Source organism: Ancylobacter polymorphus, assembly GCF_030813495.1.
Lineage (GTDB): Bacteria > Pseudomonadota > Alphaproteobacteria > Rhizobiales > Xanthobacteraceae > Ancylobacter > Ancylobacter polymorphus.
In genome coordinates this window covers 388,172-408,524 of sequence record NZ_JAUSUI010000002.1, presented here as the reverse complement: position 1 = coordinate 408,524, position 20,353 = coordinate 388,172, and the positions used below count along the sequence as shown (strand labels likewise).

The 20,353-nt window shown below is 68.7% G+C and carries 19 protein-coding genes; all 19 read left to right on the top strand.

The annotated features are described in order from the left end of the window. The first annotated feature begins 205 nt into the window (after positions 1-205). The 19 genes from J2S75_RS06210 (at position 206) to J2S75_RS06120 (ending at position 20,346) form a co-directional block, all read left to right on the top strand. Positions 206-1,108, top strand: coding sequence for a 3-hydroxyacyl-CoA dehydrogenase (locus tag J2S75_RS06210; protein ID WP_307019159.1), 903 nt, complete (start codon positions 206-208; stop codon positions 1,106-1,108). Next, positions 1,105-1,839: an FCD domain-containing protein gene (locus J2S75_RS06205; RefSeq protein WP_307018942.1), complete on the top strand. Its 735-nt coding sequence runs from the start codon at positions 1,105-1,107 to the stop codon at positions 1,837-1,839. The genes J2S75_RS06210 and J2S75_RS06205 overlap by 4 nt, the downstream gene beginning before the upstream one ends. Positions 1,840-1,984: 145 nt before the next feature. After that, positions 1,985-3,247, top strand: a complete 1,263-nt coding sequence (otnK, locus tag J2S75_RS06200) for a 3-oxo-tetronate kinase (RefSeq protein WP_307018941.1) — start codon at positions 1,985-1,987, stop codon at positions 3,245-3,247. 61 nt (positions 3,248-3,308) lie between these two features. Then, entirely contained in the window at positions 3,309-4,313 is a 1,005-nt protein-coding gene (locus tag J2S75_RS06195) for a TRAP transporter substrate-binding protein (RefSeq protein WP_307018940.1), read from the top strand. Positions 4,314-4,411: 98 nt separating this feature from the next. Next, positions 4,412-4,888, top strand: a complete 477-nt coding sequence (locus J2S75_RS06190) for a TRAP transporter small permease (RefSeq protein ID WP_307018939.1) — start codon at positions 4,412-4,414, stop codon at positions 4,886-4,888. Continuing rightward, positions 4,885-6,153: a TRAP transporter large permease gene (locus J2S75_RS06185; protein WP_307018938.1), complete on the top strand. Its 1,269-nt coding sequence runs from the start codon at positions 4,885-4,887 to the stop codon at positions 6,151-6,153. Before J2S75_RS06190 ends, J2S75_RS06185 begins: the two co-directional genes overlap by 4 nt. A 63-nt stretch (positions 6,154-6,216) precedes the next feature. Continuing rightward, positions 6,217-6,855, top strand: coding sequence for a 3-oxo-tetronate 4-phosphate decarboxylase (otnC, locus tag J2S75_RS06180; RefSeq protein WP_307018937.1), 639 nt, complete (start codon positions 6,217-6,219; stop codon positions 6,853-6,855). A 136-nt stretch (positions 6,856-6,991) separates the two neighbouring features. Continuing rightward, positions 6,992-8,125 carry a transglycosylase SLT domain-containing protein gene (locus tag J2S75_RS06175; protein WP_307018936.1) on the top strand — a complete coding sequence of 378 codons (1,134 nt, stop codon included), beginning with the start codon at positions 6,992-6,994 and terminating at the stop codon, positions 8,123-8,125. Positions 8,126-8,172: 47 nt separating this feature from the next. Beyond that, on the top strand, positions 8,173-9,069 hold the full coding sequence (locus J2S75_RS06170) for a LysR family transcriptional regulator (protein ID WP_307018935.1): 897 nt from the start codon (positions 8,173-8,175) through the stop codon (positions 9,067-9,069). A 154-nt stretch (positions 9,070-9,223) separates the two neighbouring features. Further along, on the top strand, positions 9,224-9,733 hold the full coding sequence (locus J2S75_RS06165; RefSeq protein ID WP_307018934.1) for a RidA family protein: 510 nt from the start codon (positions 9,224-9,226) through the stop codon (positions 9,731-9,733). 90 nt (positions 9,734-9,823) lie between these two features. Next, on the top strand, positions 9,824-10,945 hold the full coding sequence (locus J2S75_RS06160; protein ID WP_307018933.1) for an ABC transporter substrate-binding protein: 1,122 nt from the start codon (positions 9,824-9,826) through the stop codon (positions 10,943-10,945). Positions 10,946-11,144: 199 nt separating this feature from the next. Then, the gene (locus tag J2S75_RS06155; protein ID WP_307018932.1) at positions 11,145-13,178 is read left to right on the top strand and encodes an ABC transporter permease; all 2,034 of its coding nucleotides are present in this window, start codon (positions 11,145-11,147) and stop codon (positions 13,176-13,178) included. After that, positions 13,175-13,969, top strand: a complete 795-nt coding sequence (locus tag J2S75_RS06150; RefSeq protein ID WP_307018931.1) for an ABC transporter ATP-binding protein — start codon at positions 13,175-13,177, stop codon at positions 13,967-13,969. Before J2S75_RS06155 ends, J2S75_RS06150 begins: the two co-directional genes overlap by 4 nt. 122 nt (positions 13,970-14,091) lie before the next feature. Continuing rightward, on the top strand, positions 14,092-14,751 hold the full coding sequence (locus J2S75_RS06145; RefSeq protein ID WP_307019158.1) for an ABC transporter ATP-binding protein: 660 nt from the start codon (positions 14,092-14,094) through the stop codon (positions 14,749-14,751). Then, positions 14,748-15,695 (top strand): arginase family protein, encoded by a 948-nt coding sequence (locus J2S75_RS06140; protein WP_307018930.1) that lies wholly within the window; start codon positions 14,748-14,750, stop codon positions 15,693-15,695. The genes J2S75_RS06145 and J2S75_RS06140 overlap by 4 nt, the downstream gene beginning before the upstream one ends. Positions 15,696-15,711: 16 nt before the next feature. After that, the gene (locus tag J2S75_RS06135; RefSeq protein WP_307018929.1) at positions 15,712-16,869 is read left to right on the top strand and encodes an aromatic ring-hydroxylating oxygenase subunit alpha; all 1,158 of its coding nucleotides are present in this window, start codon (positions 15,712-15,714) and stop codon (positions 16,867-16,869) included. After that, positions 16,866-17,864 carry an NAD(P)-dependent oxidoreductase gene (locus J2S75_RS06130; RefSeq protein WP_307018928.1) on the top strand — a complete coding sequence of 333 codons (999 nt, stop codon included), beginning with the start codon at positions 16,866-16,868 and terminating at the stop codon, positions 17,862-17,864. The genes J2S75_RS06135 and J2S75_RS06130 overlap by 4 nt, the downstream gene beginning before the upstream one ends. Beyond that, positions 17,861-18,745 (top strand): amidohydrolase family protein, encoded by an 885-nt coding sequence (locus tag J2S75_RS06125; protein WP_307018927.1) that lies wholly within the window; start codon positions 17,861-17,863, stop codon positions 18,743-18,745. Before J2S75_RS06130 ends, J2S75_RS06125 begins: the two co-directional genes overlap by 4 nt. Next, a complete protein-coding gene (locus J2S75_RS06120) occupies positions 18,742-20,346 on the top strand; it encodes a gamma-glutamyltransferase family protein (protein ID WP_307018926.1) in 1,605 nt (534 codons plus the stop codon). Before J2S75_RS06125 ends, J2S75_RS06120 begins: the two co-directional genes overlap by 4 nt. The last annotated feature ends 7 nt before the right edge of the window (positions 20,347-20,353 follow it).

The following is a 20,353-nucleotide window of genomic DNA, read 5'->3' as shown; positions in this document are numbered from 1 at the left end:
CCATCCTCCCTCCCGCCTCCCGGTAACAGCGGAATCGCGGATCCGAAAATTTGAGTCCGACAATAGGTTGACGATCAGTCTATCAACCTGTCATACCAGACCAAGTGATCAGACGGCGGAACGAATGTTCGCGCCCCGAGCCCTGCGGCCGGGAGGAAGCGACATAGGCCGGGCCGCCGCCGCGTGTGTTGAGAGGGCAGTGAACATGAAGATTGCGATCGTCGGCTGCGGCGTGGTGGGCTCGTCCTGGTCCCTGGTGTTCGCCCGCGCCGGGCATGAACTCGCCATTTACGACCGCACCCCGGCCGCCGCCGAGGCGGCGCTGGACTTCGTGCGCGCGGCCGATCCCGCCCTCGCCGCCCGCTGCCGCATCGCCGACAGCCTCGCCGACGCGCTCGCCGGCGCCGACTATGTGCAGGAAAGCGCGCCGGAACGGCTGCCGATCAAGCAGGAGCTCTATCGCGAGATGGACGCGCTGGTGGCGCCCACCACCATCATCGGCAGCTCCACCTCCGGCTTCCCGGCCTCGGTGTTCACCGAAGGTCTCGCCAATGCCGCGCGCTGCCTGGTGGCGCACCCGATCAACCCGCCGCATCTCATCCCGCTGGTGGAGCTGATCCCCGCCCCCTGGACCGCGACGGAAACGCTCGACTTCACCCGCAATCTGATGGCCGACGTCGGCCAGAGCCCGATCACCCTGACCCGCGAGATCAACGGCTTCGTCGTCAACCGGCTGCAGAGCGCGCTGCTGGGCGAGGCCTTCCGGCTGGTCGAGGACGGCATCTGCACCCCGGCCGAGGTCGATGCGGCGGTGGCGGACGGGCTCGGCCTGCGCTGGTGCTTCATGGGCCCCTTCGCCACCATCGATCTCAACGCCGCCAAGGGCGTGTCGGAATACTGCGCCAATCTCGGGCCGATGTATTACGGCCTCGCCAAGGAACAGGCCGACCCGCGCGAATGGACGCCGGAACTCGTCGCCGCCATCGAGGCGAAGATGCGCGCCGCCGTTCCCGCGGAAGGCCTGCCGGCGCGGCGTAAATGGCGCGACAGCTTCCTCGCCGGCATCGTCGCCGCCAAGCGCGAGATCGCGGGCAAGCTCGGCGCATGAGCGGATTCGGCACCCCGGCTCATCTGCGTCGCGACCGGCTGTCCGACAAGATCGCCAAGGACATCGAGGCGCGGGTGCTGTCGGGCGAATTGAGCGTCGGCGACAAGCTGCCCTCCGAGCGGGAGCTTATGGCGCATTATGGCGTCGGCCGCCCCGCCGTGCGCGAGGCGCTGCTCTGGCTCAGCAAGACCGGGATGCTGTCTGTCTCCAATGGCGACCGCACCCGCGTCACCGAGCCGGACCCGCGCGACCTCTTGCAGCTTCTCACCGGCGCGGCGCGCATGCTCGTCGCCCGGCCGGAAGGCATCCGCCAGTTCCAGCACACCCGCATCTTCGTCGAGGTGGCGCTGGCGCGCGAGGCGGTGCGGCTGGCGACCGAACAGGACATCGCCGAGCTCGAAGCGCTGCTGCGCGTGAATGAGGCCAGTGCCGGCGACATACCGGCCTTCTCTGCCAGCGACGATGCGTTCCACCACCGCATCGCCCGCATTGCCGACGACCCGCTGCTCGACGCGCTCTACCACGTCGTTCTCGAACTGCTCGAAGAACAGCGCCGCTTCTCGCTGAGCCATCCCGACGGTCTCGGCAAGGCGATGGCGGCGCACCGGCACATTTTCGAAGCTATTCGCGACCGCGACGCCGACCGGGCGGAAGCGGCGATGCGCGAACACCTCGAAACAGTGATCAAGACTTATTGGGACATGCGCGCCCAGACACCCGACCCCGCCTAGATCATTTCACCGTGTCACGGAAACAGTGAAATGATCTAATTCTTTGTTTTGTCGCGTTTTCTTCACGCGAACCGGCATCCACTTCGCTCGAAAACGCTCCAAGCGCAACGCCCGTCCGCTCCGTCTTTTTGCAAAGGCTCTGAACATGCTTCTCGGCTGCATTGGCGACGACTTCACCGGCTCCAGCGATCTCGCCAACACCCTGTCCAAGCAGGGCATGCGGGTGACGCAATATTCCGGCGTGCCGACCGGCCCGGCCGACGCCGGCGTCGAGGCCGGCGTGGTGGCGCTGAAATCGCGCAGCATCCCGGCCAAGGACGCCATCGCCCAGTCGCTGGCGGCGCTGGACTGGCTGAAGGCGCAGGGCTGCACGCAGTTCCTGTTCAAATATTGCTCGACCTTCGACAGCACGCCCGAAGGCAATATCGGCCCGGTGGCGGCGGCGCTGGCGCAGGCGCTGGATGCGCGCAAGGTCGTGGTCTGCCCGGTGTTTCCCGGCGCCGGCCGCACCCTCTATCAGGGCCACCTCTTCGTGCAGGACCGGCTGCTGAACGAGAGCGGCATGGAGCATCACCCGCTCAACCCGATGACGGATGCGGATATCCGCCGCTTTCTGGCGCGGCAGACCGACATGAAGGTCGGCCATGTCGGCTTCGCCGCCGTGCGCCAGGGGGCGGACGCCATCGCGGAGGCGCTCACCCGCGCCGACGCGGAAGGGGCGCGGCTGATCGTGGTCGACGCGCTGTCCGACGCCGATCTGATGGAAATCGGCGCGGCGCTGGACGGCGCCCCGCTCGTCACCGGCGGTTCCGGCATCGCCATGGGCCTGCCGGAGAATTTCCGCCGCAAGGGCCTGTTGTCGGGCGAAGGCAGCGCCTGGCAGGGGGTGGAAGGCGCCTGCGTCGTGCTCTCCGGCTCCTGCTCCACCGCCACGCGCGGCCAGGTCGCCCGCCATCGCGAGGCCGGCCTGCCGCTGTTCGAGATCAATGCCGATGACGCCGTGGCCGGGCGGCTCGACGCCCAGGAGATCGCCGCCTGGGCACTGGCGCAGGCCGCGCGCCCGCTGGTCTTCTCCTCCGCCGATCCGGAAGAGGTCCGGCGGGCCCAGAACACCCATGGCCGCGAAACTGTCGCGGCGGCCATCGAGACGCTCTTCGCCGCCATCGCCCGAGCCCTGGTCGCGGGCGGCGTGGGGCGTCTCGTCGTGGCCGGCGGCGAGACCTCGGGCGCCGTGGTCGAGGGGCTGGACCTGACCTCGCTGGAGATCGGGCCGGAAATCGCCCCCGGCGCGCCCGCTTTGCGCACCGTTGCGGCCGGCGGAAGGCCGCTGGCCCTTGCGCTCAAGTCCGGAAATTTCGGCGGCGTGGATTTCTTCGCCGAGGCCGACGCCGTTCTGCGCGGCCACTGAAGCCGCGGCCCGCCGCTCCGGCGCGGGCTGCACAATCATAAGATCAAAAGGAGGACGTGACTTGTTGAACACCACCGTGAAGATGCTGAAGCTGGCGGTCTTCTCCGCCGCTTCCGCCCTCGCCCTCGCGGCCGCGCCGGCGCCCGCCCTCGCCCAGGACGTGCTGAACCTCAAGCTCGGCCACATCCAGTCCGAGCAGGATCTGTGGCATCTCGGCGCGCAGAAGTTCAAGGAAGAGCTGGAAAAGCGCTCCAACGGCACCATCACGCTCACCATCTACCCGAACTCGACGCTCGGCGGTGACCGCGACCTCGTCGAGGGCATGCAGATGGGCACGGTCGATTTCGGCCTCATCGCCGGCGTGCTCGGCAATTTCGCGCCCTCGATCCAGCTGCTGGAACTGCCCTATCTGTTCAAGTCGCAGGACGAGTTCAACAAGGTGGTGAAGGGCAAGATCGGCGAGGAGATCGCCGGCAATGTGCTCTCCAGCGCCAATGTCCGCATTCTCGACTGGTGGGAGCGCGGCTCGCGGCAGGTGACGGCGAACAAGCCGATCAACGGTCTTGACGACCTCAAGGGCCTGAAGATCCGCGTGCCGGAAATTCCCGCCATGGTCACCACCTGGCGCGCCATCGGCGCCAACCCGACCCCGATGGCGTGGAGCGAGGTCTATACCGGCCTCGAACAGCGCGTCATCGAGGCGCAGGAAAACCCGATCCCCTTCATCTATGGCGGGCGCATCAACGAGGTGCAGTCGAACCTCGCCTTCACCAACCACAAATATGAATATGTGACGCTGGTCATCAGCGAGATGCGCTGGAACCAGCTGACCCCGGAACAGCAGAAGATCGTCGCCGAGGCGGCCAATGCGGCCACGGCCTATGAGAACGAGCTGGTCCGCACCCGCACCGACGAGATGCTGAAGAAGATGGAGGCCGCCGGCCTCAAGGTCACCCATCCCGACACCGCGCCCATCGCCGCCGCCGCGCAGTCCGCGCACGACGCCTTCGGCGCGAAGGTCAACCCGGACCTCTACAACCGCATCAAGCAGGAACTCGGGCGGTAACACACCGCCTGCGCGGCCCGCGCCCGCCCGCCCCGGAAGAGCGCTCGACGCTGTTCCGGGGCGCGGCAAAAGACGCGCCGCCTGAGGGAGAAACGAGCTTGGACAAGCTGGATCGGCTGATACACCACTTCCTTCTCTGGGCCATCGCCGCGCTGATGTTCGCCATGATGGGCGTCACCTTCGCCCAGGTGGTCGCGCGCTATGCCTTCGCGAATTCGCTCAGCTGGTCCGAGGAGCTCGGCCGCTACATCTTCGTCTGGATCACCTTTCTCGGCATGGCCGCGGCGTTCCAGTCGAAGGCGCATATCGCGCTCGACTTCCTGCTGACGCTGCTGCCGGCCAGGCCCTCGCGCGCGCTCAACGTGTTCAACGCCTTCCTTGTCGCGCTGGTCGGCGTGGCGCTGGTGGTCGGCGGCGCCTCGCTCATCAAGTTCGGGCTGAACCAGCGCAGCGCCGCCCTCGGCCTGCCCATGTATTACGTCTATGCGGTGATCCCGTTCAGCGGCGCCGCCCTGGTCTATTTCGCCCTGCGCGCCGCCTGGCAGCGCGCCACCGCGCGCGAGGTCACGCCATGATTGCCCTGCTTCTGTTCGGCGGCTTCGCGCTGTTCCTCATTCTCGGCGTGCCCGTCGCCTTCGGCATCGCGCTCGCCTCGCTGGGGGCCATCCTCTACCAGGGCTACCCGATGGCGCTGTTCGGCCAGAGGCTGTTCACCTCGGTCGATTCCTTCCCGCTGATGGCGATCCCGCTGTTCATGCTGGCCGGCTCGCTGATGGGCCATGGCGGCATCACGCGGCGCATCATCAATCTGGCGCTGGCGCTGGTCGGCAATATCCGCGGCAGCCTCGCCCATGTCGTCACCACAAGCGGCGTCATCATGGGCGGCGTCTCCGGTTCGGGCGTGGCGGATGTCGCCGCGCTGGGTTCGGTGATGATCCCGGAGATGAAGAAGCGCAATTACGATGCCGGCTTCTCCGCCGCGCTCGTCGCCTCTTCCGGCAGCCTGGCGCTGATCCTGCCGCCGAGCATCGCCATCATCATCTATGGCGTGTCCAACCAGGCCTCGATCGGCGACCTGTTCCTCGCCGCCATTGCGCCGGGCATCGTGATCGGGCTCGGCTTCGCGCTCTATTCCTATGTCTATGCGGTGCGGCACGGCTACCCCACCGAAGGCCGGGTGAGCGCGGCGGAGAAGTGGCAGCGTTTCAAGGAGGCGAGCTGGGCGCTGATGATGCCGGTCATCATCATCGGCGGCATCCGCATGGGCGTGTTCACCCCCACTGAGGGCGGCGCGGTGGTCGCGGTCTATGCCTTCCTGGTCGGGCTGTTCGTCTACAAGGAATTCACCCTCGCCGACATTCCGAAGATCTGCATGGAAGCGGCCATCGCCACGGCGGTGATCGCCGCCATCATCGCCGCCACCTCGCTGTTCGGCTGGCTGCTCACCAATGCCCGCCTGCCGCAGACCATTGCCGGCGCCATTCTCGGGCTCACCGAGAACAAGATCCTGCTGCTGCTGCTGATCAACCTCATGCTGCTCGTGGTCGGCATGTTCCTCGACAGCGGCCCGGCGATCCTGCTGATGACGCCGATCCTCGGCCCGGTGGCGGCGCATCTCGGCGTCGATCCCGTGCAGTTCGGCCTGATCATGGTGATCAACCTCACCATCGGCCTGCTGACGCCCCCGGTGGGCACGGCGCTCTACCTCGCAAGCAGCATTTCCGGCGTGCCGGTCATGAAGCTCTCGCGCGCCATGCTGCCCTTCATCGGCATCATGCTGGCGGTGCTGGCGCTGGTCACCTATGTGCCCGGCTTCACCAGCTGGGCGCTGACCAACTAAGTTGCGGCGGCCGGCGCCCCTGCGGTGCCGGCCTCTCCGATCCCGGCACATGGAGACGGAACGATGAGCGGGAATGAGCGGGCGGAACTTCTGTGCGCCCTGTGCAAGAGCCTGTTCGACCGGGGCTACAGCGTCGGCGGCGCCGGCAATGTCTCGGTGCGGCTGGAGGAAGGCGGCTTCCTCGTCACCCCCACCGGCGGCAGCCTCGGGCGGCTCTCCCCCGACGCGCTGGCGCGGATCGACGGCGAAGGCCGGCCGGCGCCGGGGCCCAAGCCCTCGAAGGAATTCGCCTTCCACCTCGCTTTGTTCGAGGCGCGGCCGGAGGCGGGGGCGATCGTGCATCTGCACTCGACCTATCTCACCGCCCTCTCCTGCCTCGAAGACCTGCCGACCGACAACGCCCTGCGCCCCTTCACGCCCTATTATGTGATGCGCGCCGGCTATATGCCGGTCATTCCCTATTACCGCCCCGGCGCGCCGGAAATCGCCCGCGACCTCGCGGTGGCGGCGAAGGCCCACCCGGTCAACGCCTTCCTTCTCGCCTCCCATGGCGTGGTGGTACTGGGCAAGGACCTGGAAGACGCGGTCAACAATGCCGAGGAGCTGGAAGAGACCGCGCGCCTCGCCTTCATCCTGCGCGGCGAGAAGATCCGCTATCTCAGCGAGGCCCAAATCGCCGAACTGCGCGCCATGGGACGCTGAGGCCGGGCGCTCGCGGCAAGCACTGAGCCGGCAAAGCTCCCGCCGGCCGCCTGCGTGAAGCTGCGGCCCGGCCGCTACGGCCGGGCGGGATTTTCAGCCCGTTAAGAAATATGCTAGGCCATCGGGCGTGAAACGAGTGACAACACGACCCGCCCCGGCCTCGACGCCGCTCACCGTCGCCAGCCTCGCGCTGCTGGCGGGCGGCATGCTCGTGGCGGCGGTCCCGGCCTCAGCCGCGACCAAGAAGAACGCCCCCGTGCGCACTGTGCGCGTGGTGGCGGTCACGCTCGCCCGCGTCGTGCCGCCGCCGGTTCTGGCGCCGGTGCCGCGCTGCCCGGCCGATCTCGTCGCCCCTTCCTACAGTGCGTGGATCACCGACCCCGCGCGCGGCGCGCTCACCGGCGAGCGGCTGGTCGTGCACACGGAAGCGGTCGCCCTCGTCGCCGTCACGCCGAGCGAGACCTCTCCGGCAACGACCGCGCCCAGCCCACCCGCCGCGCCGCTGGCGTCGGCCGCCGCGCCCCCGGCGTCGGCTGCCGCCCCGGCCGACACTCCCGCGCCCGCTGCCGCGCTGCCCGCCATTCCCGTGCCGCCCAAGCGGCTGGCGGAGAAGCGCGGAATCGTTCTCGCCTCACTGGTGCCGCTGCCGCCGAGCCGCCCGAGCGAGCCCCTCGCCTTCGCCGCGCCGCCATCGGCCGACTCTCCCGCCTTCCCGGCCGCCGAGGCCAAGGCGGGCACCTCCGCCAAGGTGCCGGCCGAAGCGGTGGCCGAGGCGGAGGTCGAGCCGCTGCCGGAGGGGGAGGACGCCGCGCGCCCCATCGACGACACGCCCGAGCCGGTGGCGACCCGCGCCACCGCCGACCGCGCGCCCGACGCCATCGAGGCGCTGCTGGAGCGCCACGCCCAGCGCTTCGACGTGCCGGTGTGGCTGGTGCGCCGCGTCGCCTGGCGCGAAAGCAAGTTCGAGCCGAGCCGGCGCAACGGCCCCTATTGGGGGCTGATGCAGATTCGCGTCGACACCGCCCGCGCCCTCGGCTTCCGTGGCACGCCGAAGGACCTGCTCGACGCCGACACCAACCTGACCTACGCCGTCGCCTATCTCGCCAATGCCTACCGGGTGGCCGGGCGCGACGAGAAGCGGGCGGTGATGCTCTATGCGCGCGGCTATTATTACGAGGCCAAGCGCAAGAAGATGCTGGATTCGCTGATCCGCACCGCGAGCGCCACGCCCGCCCAGACCGGCGACGCCGCCGAGCCCGCCGCGCCGTAGCGACAACGGGCGGCCGGGCGCGCCGCCCAACGCAGTGAGCGTCAGCGATGGACACCCGCCATCTCGAAGCCTTCCGCGCCGTCTATGAGAACGGCTCGATGAGCGCCGCCGCCGTCCTGCTGGGCAAGTCGCAGCCGGCGATCAGCAACCTCATCGCCCGGCTGGAGGACGAGATCGGGGTGCGGCTGTTCCACCGCGCCCATGGGCGCCTGGAGCCGACCCCGGAGGCGGAGACCTTCTTCGCCGCCATCGTGCGCACGCTCGACGCGATGGACCGCACGCTGGCCATCTCCCGCAACCTGAAAAGCCTGTCCTCGGCGACGCTGCTCATCGCCAGCCCGCCGGGCCTCGCCACCTATCTGCTGCCGCCGATCATCGCCGATGTGCTGAAGGAGAATGCGGGGGCCACCGCCCGCTTCATCACCCGCTCCTCCTATGCGGTGCGCGATCTCGGCACCATCGGCGCCTTCGACGTGGGGTTCGCGGAACTGCCCATCGACATCCATGTCGCCTCGCTCGAACTGTTCGAGGTGGCGTGCATGTGCGTGATGCGGGCCGACCATAAGCTGGCCGGGGAGCGCTGCATCGGGCCGGAACAGCTCGACGCCGTGCCCTTCGTCACGCTGTTTCCCGAACACATCACCCATATCGCCGCCGCAGAAGCCTTCTTCGAGGCACAGGCGCACTGGAACGTGGTGGCGGAGGTGGAATTTTTCGGCACCGCCTGCGTGCTGGTGCAGCAGCTCGGCGCGGTGACGCTGGTCGATCCCGCCACCGCCCGCTTCTTCGCCGCGATGGGGCTGGTGGCGGTCCCGTTCCGCCCGCTCGTGCCCTACCGCTTCGGCATGTTCCGCCCCAGCACAAGGCCGCCCTCGCGCATCTCGGTCGCCTTCATGGAGCGGTTCCGCCGCGCCGTGGCGCCGGACCTCGCCCCGACGCGCTGAGGGGGCCGGCACCCCGCTCAAACTTCGGGCAGCGGGCGGCCATAGCACCCAAGCTATAACTTTGCTTTATGGACTTCCCGCTATTTCCTGTTTGACGGCGACGCGAAATCGACGGGAAATCAGGGCAGGAACAGCCTGCGCAGGGAAGACATACATGAGCACACCGGCAATGAGCCTCTCGGCGACAAAGCGGGTCGAGGAACTCGGCCTCGTGCTTCCCGGCGCCGGCGGCGGGGCGGGCTATTACGGCACGCGCTACGGCAAGATGAAGCCGCATTATCTCAGCGACAAGCTGCTGTTCCTCTCCGGCCAGACGGCGGGCGTCGATGCCGATGGCAAGGCGCTGTTCCCCGGCCGGCTCGGCCGCGACGTGACCGTGGAACAGGGCTATGAGGCCGCCCGCCTCACCGGGCTCAACTGCCTGTCCTGCATCAAGGATGCGGTTGGCGATCTCGACCGGGTGAAGGGGCTGGTGCGCTCGCTCAATTTCATCGCCTGCGACCCCTCTTTCACCCAGCCGCATCTGGTGGCGAGCGGGCTTACCGACCTGTTCGAGCAGGTGTTCGGCCCGGAGATCGGGGTGGGCGGGCGCGCCTCCATCGGGGTGATGTCGCTGGCCGATGATTACTGTTTCGAAACCTGGGTGACGGTGGAACTGCACTGAACCCGGCAAGACCCAATCAACCACACGGCCAGAAGGCCGGAACCTTCCGCAGCAGGCCGCACGGCTCATCTCTTCCAGAGGAGACTTCGCATGACGACCCATCGCCTTGCCGCTGCCGTGCTCGGCATCGGCCTTCTCGCCTCTCCCGGCTTTGCCCGGGCCGAGGAGATCACCATCGGCTTCACCGCCGCGCTCTCCGGCGACTTCGCCGCCTTCGGCCTCAACATGCGCAAGGGCCTCGACCTCGCAGTGGCGGCGCTGAACAAGAAGGGCGGCAACACCTACACGATCGACGCGGTGGATGACCGCGGCGAGGCGCGCGAGGGCGTGCTCATCGCCCAGCGCTTCTGCTCCGACAAGAAGGTCGATGTGGTGATGGGCTATTCCTTCTCCTCCATCGCCCTTGCCGCCGTGCCGGTCTTCAACGAGTGCAAGCTCCCGGTCCTGGCCTCCGCCGTCACCAGCCCGGCGCTGACCAATGTCAGCCCCTATTTCCGCCGCAACGTGCTCACCGACGCGGTACAGGGCACGATGATGGGCGACTACGCGGCCAAGACGCTCGGCCTCAAGTCGATCTATGTGCTGAACCAGCAGGATGATTACGGCATCGGCGTCGCCAAGGCGTTCTCTGCCGCCGCCGAGAAGGACGGCGCCAAGATCATTGGGACCGAATCCTACCTGCTCGGCTCCAAGGATTTCCGCACCCTCTTGACCAAGGTGCGCGCCGCCAAGCCCGACGCCATCTTCATCGGCGGCTTCTACACCGAGGCGGCGAAGATCGCCGAGCAGGCCCGCGCGCTCGGCATCAAGGCGCAGCTTCTCTCCACCGACGGCGCGCTCAATGTCGAACTGATGAAACTCGGCCGCAGCGCCGTGGAAGGCATGATCGTCTACGGCATGTTCGATCCCGCCGTGGCCACCCCGGCGACCGAGAGCTTCCTCTCCGCCTACAAGGCCGCCTACAAGGAAGACCCGAGCGCCTGGGCGGCGCTGGGCTATGACGCCGGCATGGCGCTCGGCGCGGCGGTCGATCTCGCCGCCAAGGACGGCCCGGTCACGCGCGAGAGCCTCAACGCCGCCTTCGGCAAGCTGAAAGACGTGCCCGGCGTCACCGGCCCCACCACCTTTGACCCCTCGGGCGACCGCGCCGGCGCGCTGTATTTCCTCGAAGTGAAGGACGGCAAGTTCGGCCTCGCCCCCAAGCAGCCATAGGCCTCGCGCCACGCTCCCTCTCCCCCACGGGAGAGGGTTGAGGTGAGGTTAATCCCCGCCGCGACCCGCCCCCTCGCCGACCCGCTGACGCGGGCCACCTCTCCCCCACGGGGAGAGGGAAGGCCGGCGCTCCGCGCAGAACCCACCCGTCCCGGCTCGCCCCGGGCCGGCGCGTCCCTAAAGGCAACGCAGGCAGGTGATGGATTATCTCGGACAGTTGCTGGCGAACGGCTTGGTGCTGGGGGCGATCTACGCCCTCGCCGCCGTCGCCTTCACCCTGGTGTACGGCGTCGTGCGCCTGGTGAACTTCGCCTTCGGCGAACTGTTCATGCTCGGCGCCTTTCTCACCGCGTCGCTGATGCTGCCCGAGGTGCGTCTGCTCGGCGCCATTGTGCCGATGCCGGGTTTCTCGCTGCCCGTCGCCGCGGCGGGGGCCATCGCGCTCACCGCCGCGCTCGGCGTGCTGGTCGACCGCATCGCCTATCGCCCGCTGCGCAACGCCCCGCGCCTCGCCCCGCTCATCACCTCCATCGCCGTCTCCGTGGTGCTGCAGAGCCTCGCCCAGACCGTCTGGGGCGCCGAGGAACTGCGCTTTCCCGAATTCCACCTCGCCACACTGCCGCCGGTGGTGCTGTTCGATTCGATCTACCTCTCGGTGATGGACCTCGTGGTGATGGCCACCGCGCTGGCCGCCATGCTCGGGCTTTCCGCCTTCATCGCCCGCTCCTCGCTCGGCCGGGCGATGCGGGCGAGCGCGGAAGACCAGATGGCGGCGACGCTGGTCGGCATTCCGGTCAACCGGGTGGTGGCCGCCGCCTTCGCCATCGGCTCGGGCTTCGCCGCTCTGGCCGGGCTGCTCTATGCGCAGACCTATGGTTTCGCCCATTCCAGCATGGGCTTCCTGCCGGGGCTGAAGGCGCTCACCGCCGCCGTGCTCGGCGGCATCGGCTCCATTCCCGGCGCGGCTCTGGGCGGGCTCATTCTCGGCCTCGTCGAGGCGCTGGGCTCGGGCTATCTGCCCAATGGCACCGCCTGGAAGGACGCGATCAGCTTCGTGCTGCTGGTCGGCCTGCTCTATCTGCGCCCGCAGGGATTGCTCGGAAAGCCGGAACTGAATTCCGCCGGGCGCGGCAGCCTGCTCGGCGGCGCCTCGGAGTTTGGCGCTGGCTGGCTGCGCGCCGCCTTCGGCAAGCTCGACGGCGGGCTGGCCCGCGCGGCTTCCGCCGGCACGCCCGCCGCGCTCGGCCTGCTGGCGCTGGCGCTTGTCGTCGGCGCGCTGCTGCCGTCCGATTACTGGCTGCGCATCCTCACCCTCGTGGTGATCTACGGCATGCTGGCGAGCGGGCTCAACGTCATTGTCGGCTTTGCCGGCCTGCTGGATCTCGGCTTCGTCGCCTTCTGGGCGGTCGGCGCCTATCTCACCTCGATCCTGTTCGTGCTGGTCCTGAAGGACCAGTTCGGCGTCGAGCCGGCGACGATTTGGTGGCTGCTCTATCTCAACCTGCCGCTGGCGGGCCTGCTCGCCGCCGGCTTCGCGGTCATGCTCGGCACTCCGACCCTGCGGCTGCGCGGCGACTATCTCGCCATCATGACGCTCGGCTTCGGCGAGATCGTGCGCGTGGTCGCCATCAACTGGATGGACCTGACCAACGGGCCGATGGGCATTCGCGGCATTCCCGCGCCGAACCTGTTCGGCATCGCGCTCGGCTCGCCGCGGGCGCAGTTCTTCTTCGCTCTGGCGCTGGCGGTCGTCGTCGTCTTCGCCATCGCCCGGCTGGTGCGCTCCTATGTCGGGCGTGCCTGGGTGGCGATCCGCGAGGATGAGGAGGCGGCGGAAGCGATGGGCGTGCCCACCGCCCGCTACAAGCTCTATGCCTATGCCGCGAGCGGCTTCGTCGGCGGCTTCGTCGGCGTGTTCTACGCCCACACCCAGCAATATATCAGCCCGCTGAACTTCTCTTTGTTCGAGAACATCCTCCTGCTGATGCTGGTGGTGCTCGGCGGGCTCGGCACCTTCATCGGGCCCTTTGTCGGCGCGCTGATCTGGATCGTGTTCCTGCAGCTGGCGCTCGACCTGCCCTTCGTGCAGGCCTATCCGGAAACCCGCTTCGCTTTGCTCGGCATCGTGCTCATCGTGCTGATGGTGTTCCGCCCGCAGGGTCTGGCGGCGAGTGCCCGCGTCGCCCTGACCATGCCGGGTGCCCGGCCCGCTAACGCGAAGGAGGCGGCATGAAACCGCTGACCGGCGCCCCCTCCCCCGCGCCGCTCCTGGAAGCGCGCGCCATCACCGTGCGCTTCGGCGGGCTGCAGGCCGTCGGCGACCTCGACATGGCCATCGGCCGCAACGCCATTCACGGGCTGATCGGCCCCAATGGCGCGGGCAAGACCACCGTGCTCAACGTGCTGACCGGCTTCGTCCGCCCGACCGAGGGCGAACTCGTGTTCGACGGCGCGGAAATAGGCGGGCTGGGCGTCAACGGCTTCGCCCGGCGCGGCCTTGCCCGCACCTTCCAGAACATCCGCCTGTTCGGTGCCATGACGGTGCTGGAGAGCGTGCTGGTCGGCGCGCATCAGCGCTTTTCCGCCAATGCGCTGTCGCTCGTCTTCGGCCGGCGCGCCGCGCGCGCGGCGGAAGCGGCGATGATCGCCCGCGCCTATGAGCTGCTCGCCTTTGTCGGGCTGGGGGCGGAGGTCGCCGACCGCGTTGCCACCACCCTCTCCTATGGCCATCAGCGCCGGGTCGAGATCGCCCGCGCCCTCATCTCCTCGCCCAAGCTGCTGCTGCTCGACGAGCCGCTCGCCGGCATGAACGCGGTGGAGAAGGCCGAAATCGCCGATCTCGTCCGGCAGGTACGGGCGCAGGGCATCGCCGTGCTGCTGATCGAGCACGATATGCAGGTGGTGCGCCGGCTGTGCGATCACCTCACCGTACTGGAATACGGCCGCAAGCTGGCGGACGGCCCGCCGGAACAGGTGCTGGCCGACCCGGCGGTGCAGGCCGCCTATCTCGGCCGGGCGAGGTGAGCGCGATGAGCCAGACTGCACACATCGTCCACCTCACCGCACCGACCGGTCCCGCCGATGCGGCCACGCCGCCGCTACTCCAGGTTGAGAACCTGGCCGTCTCCTATGGCCGCATCCGCGCGGTGGATGGCGTCAATCTGCATGTCGAGCCCGGCCGCATCGTCTCGCTGGTCGGCTCCAACGGCGCCGGCAAGACCACGACGCTGATGGCGCTGTCCGGTCTGCTGCCGCTCGCCTCCGGGCGAATTCGCTTTGCCGGAGAAGACATTACCGCGCTGGCGCCGGAATTGCGGGTGGCGCGCGGCATCGCCCATGTGCCGGAGCGCCGCCGCGTCTTCGCCGGCATGAGCGTGCGGGAAAACCTCGTGCTCGGCGCCTATGCGCGCGGCGATGCCGTTGATATCGCAAGCGATCTTGAGCGCATGGTGGCGCTGTTCCCGCGCCTGGGCGAGCGCATGGCGCAGCAGGCCGGCACCATGTCCGGCGGCGAGCAGCAGATGCTCGCCATCGCGCGGGGCCTCATGTCGCGCCCCTCCTTGCTGATCATGGACGAGCCCACCATGGGCCTCGCGCCGCAGATGATCGACCTGATCCTCGACACGGTGTTGGAGATCCGCAAGCAGGGCACCACCATCCTGCTTGTCGAACAGAACGCCGTGGAGGCCATGCGCCTCTCCGATCACGTCTACATCATGCGCCTCGGCCGCATCGTCCATGAGGACAGCGGCACCAATATAGACCCGGAGCGCGTGAAGTCTTTCTATCTTGGAGCCGATGCATGACCGATACTTCTGGCGCCCCGCGCATGCGGCTCGGAACCTTCCTCGGCGTGCCGCCGGCGACATCCGCCCGCGCCGGGCAGATCGCCGTCATCGGCCTGCCCTTCGACTGCGGCACCCACGCCACCCGCATCGGCTCGCGCCAGGGCCCGGCCGCGTTCCGCGCCATGTCGAGCGAGGTGCGCCCCTTCTATCCCCCGCTGGCGGATAGCGATCCGCGCGACGGCGGGCGGGTGGTGGATCTCGGCGATGTCGATGTCGTCGCCTCGGATATCGGCCCGTCCATGGCGGCGATGGAGGCCGTGGTGCAGGAGGTGGTGACGGCGGACGCGGTGCCGCTCTGCGTCGGCGGCGACGGCACGGTCACATTGCCGGTTCTGCGCGCGCTGGCAAAGCGTTACCCCGAGTTGGTGCTGATCCATATCGACGCCCATACCGACGCCTATCCCGGCGAGGAGCTCAACACCGGCACCACCTTCACCCTGGCGGCGCAGGAAGGGCTGATCGACACCAAGCGCTCCTTCCATATCGGCGCGCGCGGCACCATGCTGGTCGGCGGCGCCTATGACCACACGCGCGGCCTCGGCTACCGGCTGATTCCCGGTGACGAGGTGCGCCGGCGCGGCCCGGAGGCGATCGCCGCCGAGGTGCGCGACGTGGTGGGCACGCGGCCCGTTCACCTGTCCTTCGACATGGATTATTTCGACCCCTCCGCCGCGCCCGGCGTCGCCACTCCCACCTGGGGCGGCCCGCCCGTGGCGGACGTGTTCGATCTTCTGCACGGACTCAAGGGGTTGGACCTTGTCGGCGTCGACATCAACACGCTGAGCCCGCCCCATGACGTGCAGGGCATGTCGGCCATGCTGGCCGGCCATGTCGCCGTCATCGCCCTTCATCTCGTCCAGCTCGGCCAGGCGGAACACCGCCTGAATGCCGGGCATCGCTGAACGAAAGGCCCCGGTCATGAGCCTGGAAACGACGCTGGTTCCCGAACCCTATGTCTGGTCCGAGCCGCCGCTCGGCGACGCCAAGAGCGCGCCGACCCGCTTCTACACCGACCCCGCCGTGTTCAAGGCCGAGCTGGACCACATCCACATGAAGAGCTGGTTCTTCGCCGGCCGGGTGGAAGAGGTGGCCAAGCCCGGCGACTTCAAGGCGCTCGACAGCGTCGGCGGGCCGGTGCTGCTGGTGCGCGGCGAGGACGAGGTGCTGCGCGCCTTCGCCAATGTCTGCCGCCACCGCGCCTCCATCCTCATGGAAGGCTGCGGCAACGCCAAGAATCTCACCTGCCCCTACCACGCCTGGAACTACCGGCTCGACGGCACGCTGGCCGGCGCGCCCGGCATGCGCGAGGTGCCGAAATTCGAGAAGCCGCCGCACGGCCTCATCCCGATCCGCATGGAGATTTGGGAAGGCTCGGTGTTCCTGAATTACGACGACAGCGCCCCCGGCCTGATGACCCATCTCGGCAACATGCCGGAGCTGGTCGGCAGCCACCGGCTCGGGGAGATGGTCAAGACCTGGCACATGGACATCGAGACGCGGTGCAACTGGAAGCTGCTGCTCGAAAACGCCATGGAGACCTACCACACCGGCATCGTCCACGCCGCCACCGTCGGCGCCCAGCGCTCGGTGAGTTTCCCCACCCAGGGCAACTGGCATGTCATCCAGGTGCAGGCCAACCGCTCCATCGCCGTGCTCGGGCAGGAGCCGCCCTTCCCGCCGATCGAGGGTCTGTCCGAGCAGGCGCGCAAGGGCACCTTCTTCACCGTGATCGAGCCGACCGTGCAGTTCGTCTATGCCCAGGACTGCGCCTGGTGGCTGGCGGTGCGGCCGATTTCCGTTGACCGCTCCGTGCTTTCCGTCGGCGGCTGCTTCCCCAGGGCCTATACCGAGCTGCCCGATTTCGAGGAGCGCGCCGCGCCCTATTACAAGCGCTGGGAAGCGGTGGCGATGGAGGATGTGGGTATCCTGGAAAAGCAGCAGGTCGGCCTCTCCTCCTGCCTCGCCCGCCCCGGCCCGCTCTCCTGGCGCGACGACATGGTGCTGGCGATGAACCGCTGGGTGATGGCGCAGCTGCCGGCCGACATCGTCGCCGGCATGGCCGAGGGCGCCGAATGAAACCCATGCGCGTGCTCCTCACCCATAACCGCGACCTGCTGAAGCATTTCTACGGCTACAGGGCCGTCGACGCCCTGAAGGCACTGCCGATCGAGCTGGTGATGAACGACAGTCATGAGCCCCTGTCGGGAGACACCCTCGTGAAGGCGGCGGAGGGCTGCGAGGTGGTCATTTCCGACCGCCTCGCAGCCGGCCCGCGCGAGGTGATGCAGCGGCTGAAGGATGTGAAGCTGTTCACCCGCTGCGCCGTCGACATGCGCAATATCGACGTGGACGCGGCGTCCGCGGCCGGCATCCTCGTCTGCAACTGTTCTTCCGGCTATGCCGACGCGGTGGCCGAGCACACGCTCGCCCTCATGCTCGACCTCGCCCGCAACATCACACGCGACGCCGAGCGTTACCATGCCGGCGACGCCTCCCACCCCATGGTGTTCGGCCGGCAGATGGCCGGCGCCCATGTCGGCGTCATCGGCTATGGCTCGATCGGCCGGCGCATCGTCGAACTGGCGCTGGCCTTCAAGATGAAGGTGACGGTCTACGACCCCTATGCGCGCTTCGACAATGGCGCCGTCGTCCCGGTCGGGCTCGACGAGGTGCTCTCCCAGCCCGATTTCGTCGTCTGCGCCGCCTATGCGACGCCGGAGACGGAGCGGATGATGAACGCGGATGCTTTCGCCAAGATGCGGCGCGACGCCTTCTTCATCAACATCTCGCGCGGCATTCTGGTGGATGAGGACGCGCTGGAGGCGGCGCTCACCTCGGGCACCATTGCCGGCGCCGGGCTCGATGTCGGCGACGGGCGCGACCAGCAGCCCTCGCTCCGCCTCGCCCGCCTGCCCAATGTCGTCGCCACGCCGCATTCGGCGGCGCTGATGATCGAGCCCTCCGAATTCCAGGCGATGGAGACGGTGGAGCAGGTGAAGGCGATGCTGGAAGGCCGGCTGCCGATCCACGCCAAGAACCCGCACCGCCTGTCCAACTGGCGGTCGCGATGAGCGCGCTCCTGCCCGCCCGGGCGCCGGCCTTCACGCCGCCGCCCGGGGCCTGCGACTGCCACATGCATATTTACGGCCCGGCGGAGACCTACCCGCCGGCACCCGCCTCGCCGTTTCCGCCGGTCGCCGGCGGCGATATCGCCGCCTATCTCAAGGTCCGCACCACGCTCGGCCTCTCGCGCGCCGTCGTCGTGCAACCCTCGGTCTATGGCTTTGACAACCGCGCCACGTTTGACGCGATGGCGATCCTCGGGGAAGACGCCCGCGGCGTCGCCGTGGTGCCGCCTGACGTGAGCGACGCGGAGCTGGAGCGGCTCACCGGCCTCGGCATATGCGGCATCCGCTTCTTCATGATCGGCGGCGGCGCGCTCGGCTGGGACGATCTGGAAACGCTGGCGGCGAAGACCGCGGCTTTCGGTTGGCATGTGCAGATGCAGATGGACGGGCGTCTCCTGCACGAGGAAGCCGACCGCCTCGCCCGCCTGCCGGGCCGGTTGGTCATCGACCACAACGGCAAGTTCCTGGCGCCCGTCGGCCTCGACCATCCCGGCGTCAAGGCGCTGCAACGGCTTCTCGATAATGGTCGCACCTATGTGAAGACCTCGGGCGTCTATGAGACCTCGCGCCTCGGCCCGCCCTTCTACAGCGATGTCGCCGCGCTCGCCCGCGCGCTGATCGCCCATGCGCCGGAGCGCTGCCTGTTCGCCACCAACTGGCCGCACCCCTCCAAACCCGGCAATCCGCCGGACGACGCGGCGCTGGTCGACCTGTTCCGCGACTGGTGCGGCAGCGACGCCCTTGCCGCCAAGATCATGACAGACAATGCGGCGGCGCTGTATGGCTTCCCCGCAGTACCGCCCGAGCAGGAACGCCTCCCGTGATCACCACCCACCGCTCCACCTTTTTCGGCCCGTCCCGCCCCACTCTGTTCGCCCGCGACGCGGCGATCGCCACCTCGCACCCGCTGGCCACGGCGGCGGGGCTTGAGGTGCTGCAGGCGGGCGGCAACGCCATGGACGCAGCCCTGGCGGTGGTGGCGGCGCAATGCGTGGTCGAGCCGGCGATGACCGGCATCGGCGGCGACTGCTTCGTGCTCTACGCGCCCAAGGGCAAGCCCACCGTGGCGCTGAACGGCAGCGGGCGGGCACCGATGGCCGCCAGCGTCGCGGCGCTGAAGGCCGCCGGCCTCACCACCGAGATTCCCCGCACCAGCCCGCACGCGATCACCGTGCCGGGCGCGATTTCCGCCTGGACGCGCCTTCACGCCGACTATGCGACGCTGCCGCTCGACCGGCTGTTCGCCCGCGCCATCGACTATGCCGAGAACGGCTATCCCATCGCCCAGCGCGTCGCCTTTGACTGGGCCGACGACGCGCCGCTGCTGGCGCAGGATGCCAATGCCAGCGCCTTTTTCCTCAAGGACGGCAAGCCGCTGGTGGCGGGTGATCGCCATGCCCAGCCGCTGCTGGGCCAGCGCCTGCGCGACATCGCCGCCCATGGCGCGGCCGCTTTCTATGAGGGCGCCACCGCGCAATCGCTGGTGCGCTATCTCAACAGCCTCGGCGGCCTGCATACCGAGGAAGACTTCGCGGCGATGACCAACGGCGCCTTCTACACCACGCCGATCGCGACCGAGTATCGCGGCTACACCGTGGAAGAGTGCCCGCCCAACGGGCAGGGCCTCGCGGCGCTGATGCTGCTCAACATCCTGCGCGAATTCGACCTCGGCGAGGGAATGTCGCTGGCCGACCGGGTGCATCTCCACGCCGAGGCGGGCAAGCTCGCCTACTACAACCGCGACGCCCTGCTCGCCGACCCCGCCGCGATGACGGTGCCGGTGGAGACGCTGCTCTCCCGCGACACCGCCCGCCGGCTCGCCGCCCGCATCGATATGGGCCGCGCTCTGCCGCCCGCGCTGTGGGACGAGCCGGAGCACAAGGACACCGTCTATATCAGCGTCGTCGACCGCGACGGCAACATGGTGTCCTTCATCAACTCGCTGTTCCACGGCTATGGCTCCACCCGCATCGACCCGGAAACCGGCGTGCTGCTGCATTCGCGCGGCGCGTCCTTCCGGCTGATCGAGGGCCACCCCAACGCCATCGCTCCGGGCAAGCGGCCGATGCACACCATCATCCCCGGCCTGCTGCGCAAGGACGGCGAGGCGCTGGGCGTGTTCGGCGTCATGGGCGGGCAATACCAAGCCTCCGGTCAGGCGGCGCTGCTCTCCGGCCTGTTCGACCGCCATCTCGACGTGCAGATGGCGGTAGATGCGCCGCGCGCCTTCGCCCATGACGGCGTGCTGGAAATCGAGCCGACCTGGCCCGACAGCCTGCGGGCCGAGCTGGAAGCGCGCGGCCACACCGTCACCGCCGCCGTCGAGCCGCTCGGCGGGGCGCAGATCATCCTGCGCGATCCCGCGAGCGGCTTCCTGCTGGCCGGCTCGGACCCGCGCAAGGACGGCTGCGCCATGGGCTTCTGAGCCCTTG